This is a genomic window from Myxococcus sp. AM009 (genome assembly GCF_013372605.1).
In the GTDB taxonomy this organism is placed as follows: Bacteria; Myxococcota; Myxococcia; order Myxococcales; family Myxococcaceae; genus Myxococcus; species Myxococcus vastator.
In genome coordinates, this window is record NZ_JABXEP010000271.1 from 1 (window position 1) to 6,226 (window position 6,226).

The 6,226-nt window shown below is 73.1% G+C and carries 6 protein-coding genes; 5 read left to right on the forward strand and 1 reads right to left on the reverse strand.

The window, feature by feature from the left end; genetic code table 11:
* Both HV824_RS34585 and HV824_RS34590 read left to right on the forward strand, forming a co-directional pair.
* Window positions 1–1,028: calcium/sodium antiporter (locus HV824_RS34585; protein WP_217918002.1), on the forward strand; the 1,028-nt coding region annotated here is incomplete at its 5' end.
* 287 nt (window positions 1,029–1,315) lie between these two features.
* Window positions 1,316–4,372, forward strand: coding sequence for a serine/threonine-protein kinase (locus tag HV824_RS34590; protein WP_176425171.1), 3,057 nt, complete (start codon window positions 1,316–1,318; stop codon window positions 4,370–4,372).
* A gap of 62 nt (window positions 4,373–4,434) precedes the next feature.
* Here the strand turns inward: HV824_RS34590 and HV824_RS34595 are convergent, their stop codons facing one another.
* The gene (locus tag HV824_RS34595) at window positions 4,435–4,968 is read right to left on the reverse strand and encodes a hypothetical protein (RefSeq protein ID WP_176425172.1); all 534 of its coding nucleotides are present in this window, start codon (window positions 4,966–4,968) and stop codon (window positions 4,435–4,437) included.
* A gap of 154 nt (window positions 4,969–5,122) precedes the next feature.
* On the opposite strand from HV824_RS34595, the gene HV824_RS34600 reads away from it, so the two are divergent.
* From HV824_RS34600 to HV824_RS36975, 3 genes are all read left to right on the forward strand, one after another.
* The gene (locus tag HV824_RS34600) at window positions 5,123–5,611 is read left to right on the forward strand and encodes an RNA polymerase sigma factor (RefSeq protein ID WP_176417941.1); all 489 of its coding nucleotides are present in this window, start codon (window positions 5,123–5,125) and stop codon (window positions 5,609–5,611) included.
* Window positions 5,608–5,934 carry an anti-sigma factor gene (locus HV824_RS34605; protein WP_176417940.1) on the forward strand — a complete coding sequence of 109 codons (327 nt, stop codon included), beginning with the start codon at window positions 5,608–5,610 and terminating at the stop codon, window positions 5,932–5,934. The genes HV824_RS34600 and HV824_RS34605 overlap by 4 nt, the downstream gene beginning before the upstream one ends.
* 79 nt (window positions 5,935–6,013) lie before the next feature.
* The coding region (locus tag HV824_RS36975) for a hypothetical protein (protein WP_217918003.1) at window positions 6,014–6,226 on the forward strand (213 nt) is incomplete at its 3' end.

The following is a 6,226-nucleotide window of genomic DNA, read 5'->3' on the forward strand; positions in this document are numbered from 1 at the left end:
GGTTGCTGGTGGGCGGCGCCGAGCTGCTGGTGAGGGGCGCGTCGGGCCTGGCCCTGGCGCTGGGCATCTCCCCGCTGGTGGTGGGGCTGACGGTGGTGGCGCTCGGCACCAGCGCGCCGGAGCTGGCGGTGACCCTCTCCGCGAGCCTGCGCGGGCAGCCGGACCTGGCGCTGGGCAACGTGGTGGGCAGCAACATCTGCAACGTGCTGCTCATCCTCGGGGTGTCCGCGCTGGTGACGCCGCTGGTGGTGGTGCGGCAGTTGGTGTGGCGCGAGGTGCCCCTGATGGTGGGCGTGTCCGGGGCGCTGTTGCTGATGTGCCTGGATGGCCGGGTGTCGCGCCTGGACGGCGCGGTGCTGGTGGCCGGGGGCGTGGGCTACACGGCGTGGACGGTGGTGGCCAGCCGGCGTGAGCGGCGCCAGGCGCCGGGCGCGGCTGCAGCGGCCCCCCGCGGGCCCGTGTGGCGGGACGTGCTCTTCGTCGCGGTGGGCCTGGCGTTGCTGGTGCTGGGCTCGCGGTGGCTGGTGGCCGGCGCGGTGGCGTTCGCCCGGGTGCTGGGGGTGAGCGAGCTGGTCATCGGCTTGACGCTCATCGCCGGCGGCACGTCCCTGCCGGAGGTGGCCACCTCCCTCCTCGCCGCCATGCGGGGGGAGCGGGACATCGCCGTGGGCAACGTGGTGGGCAGCAACATCTTCAACGTCCTGGCGGTGCTGGGCTTCTGCGCCACCGTGGCGCCCGGCGGGGTGGCCGCGGCGGACGCGGTGGTGAGCTTCGACCTGCCGGTGATGCTGGCAGTGGCCGTCGCGTGCCTTCCCATCTTCCGCACCGGCCACGTCATCAGCCGGTGGGAGGGCGGCGTCTTCTTCGCCTACTACGTGGCCTATACCGCCTACCTTGTCCTGGACGCCCAGCAGCACGACGCCCTGCACGGCTTCACGCGCGTCATGGGGTGGTTCGTGCTGCCCCTCACCGCGCTCACGCTCGCCATCCTCCTGGCGCGAGGACTGCGTCGGCCTCGGCCGGCCTGATCGTGCAGCGCAGATGCGCTGCGCGAGGGAGCCGCCTCGGTGCGCTCCGCCCTCCCGCCTCCTCAAAAGCGCCCCATCCCTCTCAGGCGCTTGCGCACTTTCACCGTCAGCCGGGTCTTTCGGGTGAAGCACCGCAGAAGACGCCTCCCCGGTGCGGCTCCCCCCGCGCACCGGGGATGCAACCTCATGGCCTGCGCCACCCGGCACTCGCGGAGGACTGATACGCTTTGCGCCACCGGAGGGCCTGCATCGCAACTCGGCCCTGGGGGACGGGGAGCCAGGAACGGATGAGCACGCCAGTCCAGCCGCCCCGGTCCGAAGACGACATCGACGTCCTGACTCCTCCCGCCACGCCTCGGCCGGCCGAGTCGTCGCTGGAGCCGCTGCCCTCGCGCCTCGCTCCGGGCACGCTCGTCGCCGAGCGGTACACCGTGCTGCGGCCGCTCAGCGAGGGCGGCATGGGCGTGGTGCTCGCCGCCTATGACGCGAGGCTGGACCGGCGCGTGGCCCTCAAGCTGCTGCACGCCGGACAGGGGGCGCACACGACGGCCCAGACGCGCCTGCTGCGAGAGGCCCGGGCGATGGCGCGGTTGTCCCACCCCCATGTGGTGGCCGTCTACGACGCCGGGACACTGGAGGATGGCCGCATCTTCATCGCCATGGAGTGCGTGGAGGGCCAGACGCTGCGCCAGTGGTGCCGGGAGCGGCAGCGCTCGTGGCGCGAGGTGCTGGAGGCCTTCCTGTCCGCGGGCCGCGGGCTGGCCGCCGCGCACGCCGCCCGGCTCGTCCACCGGGACTTCAAGCCGGAGAACGTGCTGGTGGGCCGCGACGGGCGCGTGCGCGTCACCGACTTCGGCGTGGTGCGGGATGAGTCCAGCGCGAGCACTTTGCCAGCCGGGCTCCCTGCGGACGGACAGCGCGCCGCCTGGAAGTCGCCCCTCACCGAGCCGGGAGACGTGCCCGGCACGCCGCGCTACCTGGCCCCCGAGCTGCTCCTGGGCCAGCCCGCCGACGCGCGCAGTGATGTGTTCGCCTTCTGCGTCGCCCTCTACGAAGCCCTCTTCCAGCAATACCCCTTCGCGGGCGACACCCCCGCGGAGCGACTCCAGGCCATGGCCGGGAGCCACCCGCTGCCGCCCCCCAGCCGCTCCGAGGTGCCCGCCTGGGTGGTGCGCGCGCTGAGACAGGGCCTGCAGCCGGACCCGCGCCTGCGTCCCTCCACCCTGGAGGCGCTGCTGCAGGCCCTCACCCGCAGCCCGGCGAAAGCACGCCTGCGCTGGCTGGCCGTGGGCGCCTGCGCTGCGGCCGTGCTGGGCGCCGGCACCTCGGCTACGGCCCTCTGGCGCCTGCGCGCCACCGAGCGCGCCCAGCTCTGCCAGGGCGCGCCCACCCACCTGGCGGGGGTGTGGGATGACTCCGCCCGCGCGCGCGTCCAGCGGGCCTTCGCCGCCACCGGCAAGCCCTACGTCCGCGACGTCTTCGAAGGCACGCGGCAGGTGCTGGACGCCTATGCCCACGAGTGGGCGGCGCAGCACCGCCAGGCCTGCGAGGCCACGCGCCTGCGCGGCGAACAATCCGAGCAGGTGCTCACCTTGCGGATGGCCTGCCTGGACCGGCGCAAGCAGCAGCTCGCCGCCCTGGGCGCGGTGCTGTCCCAGGCGGACGAGGCCACCGCCCAGCGCGCCGTCCAGGCCGCCGCGGGCTTGCCGGCGCTCTCCGACTGCGCGGACGTGGAGGGACTGCTGGCCGAGGTGACGCCGGCGCCCGAGTCGCTCCGGCCCGCCGTCACGGCCCTGCGCGAGGAACTGGACCGGGTGAGCGCCCTGCGGCTGGGCGGCCGCTACGAGCAGGCCACCGAGGAGGGCCAGGCCGCCGTGGCCCGGGCGCGCGCCCTGGGCCATGCCCCCACGCTCGCGGAGGCCCTGCTCGTCCTGGCCCGCGCCACGTCCAGCCTGCGGCCCCCCGAAGCCCGGCCCCTCTTCACCGAGGCGGCGCACACCGCGCTGGCCCACCGCCATGACCGTCTGGCCGTGGAAGCCAGCCTCTACTTCGCCCAGTCCCTGTTCACCTCTGGCCTCACGGAGCAGGCGCAGTGGTGGCACGCCCAGGCCGCGGCGCTCCTCCCAAGACTCACCGCCCCGCTGCAACTCGAGGCGCTGCTCGAGGCCACCCGGAGCTCCGGGCAGATAAGGCTGGGCCAGAGCGCGCTCGCGCTCGAGTCGCTGCGGCGCACCGCGCTGCTGCTGGAGCGGGCCTACGGCCCCCGCGACTACCGCCTGGCGCTCGCCGAAGGCAACCTGGCGCTGGCGCTGGCGAAGGCGGGCCGCGGGGTGGAGGGGACGCACCACCTGGAGCGCGTGGCGACCACCCTGGAGCGGCTGCTGGGCCCCCGGCACCCCACGTCGCTCGTGGCCTTGCTGAACCTGACGGACCAGTACAGGGAGGGGGGCCGGCTCGTGGACGCGCGCCGCGTGCTCGAGCAGGCCACCACCGCCTTTCCCGACGCCTATCCTCCGGAGTCCCTGTCCCAGGTCACCCTCCACCTGGTCAGCTCCAGCCTGCTGCTCGCCGAGGGCCGCTACGAGGAGGCGCTCGCCCGGGCCGAACAGGCCCTGGGGCTGGTCGAGCGGCTGGGGGCGCGGCAGAGCGACCGCCATCCTCACGCGCAGTTCAACCAGGCCAGGGCCCTGGTGATGCTGGGCCGCCACGCCGAGGCGCTTCCCATCCTGACGCGTGCCCTCACCCGGTTCGAGGCCTTGAGCAGTCCGGAAGACGGCTCATTGAGCCTGCGCTGGGAGGCCCTGGCGGACTGCCACGATGCCTGGGGCCGCCACGCCGAGGCGCTGCGTGCCCGCGAGCGCGCGCTGGAGGTCGCCACCCGGGCGGAGGGCGGCGGCGGCCCCTTGACGGCGCGGGCACACGGGTTTCGCGCGGCCACCCTGCTGCGGCTGGGCAGGCCCGCCGAGGCGCTGGAAGAGGCCCGGCAAAGCCACCCCCTGTTGGTGGAGTCCCAGGGCGCGCTGTCTCCGCAGGCGTCCGACGCGCTGCGGGTGCAGGGCGAGGCCCTGCTGGCGCTGGGCCTCGCCTCCCAGGCCCTGCCCCTGCTGGAGCAGGCGCTGCGGCTCGCGGAGCGCTCGGGCGTGGACCCGAATCTCCAAGCCGCGCGGCGCCTCCTGCTCGCCCGTGGACTTCAGGCGGCCAGGCAGGAGCCGGATCGCGTAGCCCGGCTGCTGGCGGATGCGCGGGAGGACTACGCCCGCGCGGCCCATCCGGACAGGGCCGGACAGGCCGCGCTGGAGCGCTGGCGAGGCGCCCGCATGGACACGCGGGCCGACCGTCCATGAGCCCCTCCGCCCGCGCTTGCCGGGCGGGCGGGGCCTATCGAGGCCCTGGCCGCCGGAGGGCTTCAGTACTGATACGTCGGATAGAGATACATCGGATTCTGCTCAAAGGCAGTCGCCACCATCCGGTACGCGCCAGGGCCACCGGAGCCGAGTGGGATGTGGAAGCCGTGGTTGGGATTGCCACCACACAGTTGCCCGACAGCGGGGTCGCGAGGACGGTTGGCCGCGCCCGTGCCCACCGGAATCCAGCCCTGGTAGTAGCCCGCGTAGCGCTGGATGGAGATGTTGTAGATCTTGCCCGGATAGTACGGCGTACATGCCCAGCCGGTGGCGTAGAGCTGGGAAGTGTGGATGACATCAAAGGCGCCCCGCGACTCGCAATGAGGGCAGGCGCCCGTGACGTCCTGACGCACCTGTCCCGTCTCATCCACGGTGAAGTACACCTCCTGCTGCTCTCCGTCGACGGGGAGTCCCGCCTCGGTGGGCAGCCCTTCATCCTGCACCTCCTGCGCCTCCTGTACGTCCATGCCTCCGCACGCGGCCAGGACCATTGTCACTGTCACCCACGTCAGGCTCCTCATCTTCAGATGAATCATGCTCTTGCTCCTTGGGGTGTCCGGGGATTTGTCTGGGTCAGGCGGGCGCCTCGCCCTTCCGTCCTGGGAAACACGGCAGCGAGCCAAAGTGAGCAAGACTTTTTCAGCGCAACTCTCATGAAGCAGCACCGCGCGAGGGCTATAGAGGTGCGCCATGTCCAACAAACGGTGGATGGAGCTGTACCAGGCCTACGGCCCGCTCATCTACGCGAAGTGCCGCAAGATCCTGGCGGACGACGCGGCCGCCGAGGATGCCTCGCAGGAGACCTTCATCCGGGCCTACACGCACCTGGACAAGGTGAAGAGCTCGAGCGAGGCGCTCCCCTGGATATACCGAATCGCGACGCACTACTGTCTCAACGAGCTGCGCAATGGCAAGCAGAAGGCCGAGCCAGTCGGGGAGCTGCCGGACTCGCCTGGAGCGCACGCCGAGGAGACCTTTGGCAGTCGCGACTTCCTGATACGTTTGATGGAGCGCGTGCCGGAGTCGGTGCGGGTGGTGGCGTGGCTGCACCACATGGAAGGCCTGAACCAGGTGCAGGTCGCCCAGGTGCTCGGCGTCTCCCGCCGCACTGTCGTCTACCGGCTGGCCACGCTGGCCGAGGCCGCCACCCGGCTGCGGGATGAAAGGACGCATCGATGAGCCTGCCCGAGCACTCCCACCTGTCGGGACTCACCCTGGACGCGCTGTTGCTCGGAGGACTCCCTGACGCGGAGGAGAAGGCCGCCCGGGCGCACCTGGAGCAGTGTCCGGGCTGTGCCCGCCGCCTGGAGGAGACGCACACCTCCACCGAGCACTTCCGGCGCGAGGTGCAGCCGCGCACCCTGGAGCAGCTGCGCAGGCGGCTGGAGCAGTCCGCGCCCGCGGCCCCACCCTGGCGCCGGCGTGCCGTGCTCACGGCGCTCCTCGTCGCGGGCGCGGCGGCGGCCATGCTGGCGCGAGTGGGGGGCTGCGGCAGCCCCTGACCCCGGAGGGCCGCGGGCGTCGCTGCTGCTGGCGGTGAGTGTCAGGGGCGCTGCCGCGGCCACCTTGCCGCCTGGAGACGTGCGGCAGCTCGGTCTGCGCGAACGGGCGCGCATCTCCTCCGTCCTCCAGGCCGCCCCGCACCTGGAGGACCTGCCCCTCTCCAGCCACACCTCGCCAGGGCACACGCTCCCGTCAGCCTCCCACGGGCTCCTCGGGGGCCCTGCGAGCCCGGGGAACTCGGGCCGCTTCGGCCACCTCACGGGGGGGCTCCCGGGGGGCCTCCTCACTACC

Excerpts from the sequence above, each read along its gene's own strand:
- HV824_RS34590 (WP_176425171.1), top strand. The coding sequence starts at position 1,316 with ATGAGCACGCCAGTCCAGCCGCCCCGGTCCGAAGACGACATCGACGTC.
- HV824_RS34595 (WP_176425172.1), bottom strand. The coding sequence starts at position 4,968 with ATGATTCATCTGAAGATGAGGAGCCTGACGTGGGTGACAGTGACAATG.
- HV824_RS34600 (WP_176417941.1), top strand. The coding sequence starts at position 5,123 with ATGTCCAACAAACGGTGGATGGAGCTGTACCAGGCCTACGGCCCGCTC.
- HV824_RS34605 (WP_176417940.1), top strand. The coding sequence starts at position 5,608 with ATGAGCCTGCCCGAGCACTCCCACCTGTCGGGACTCACCCTGGACGCG.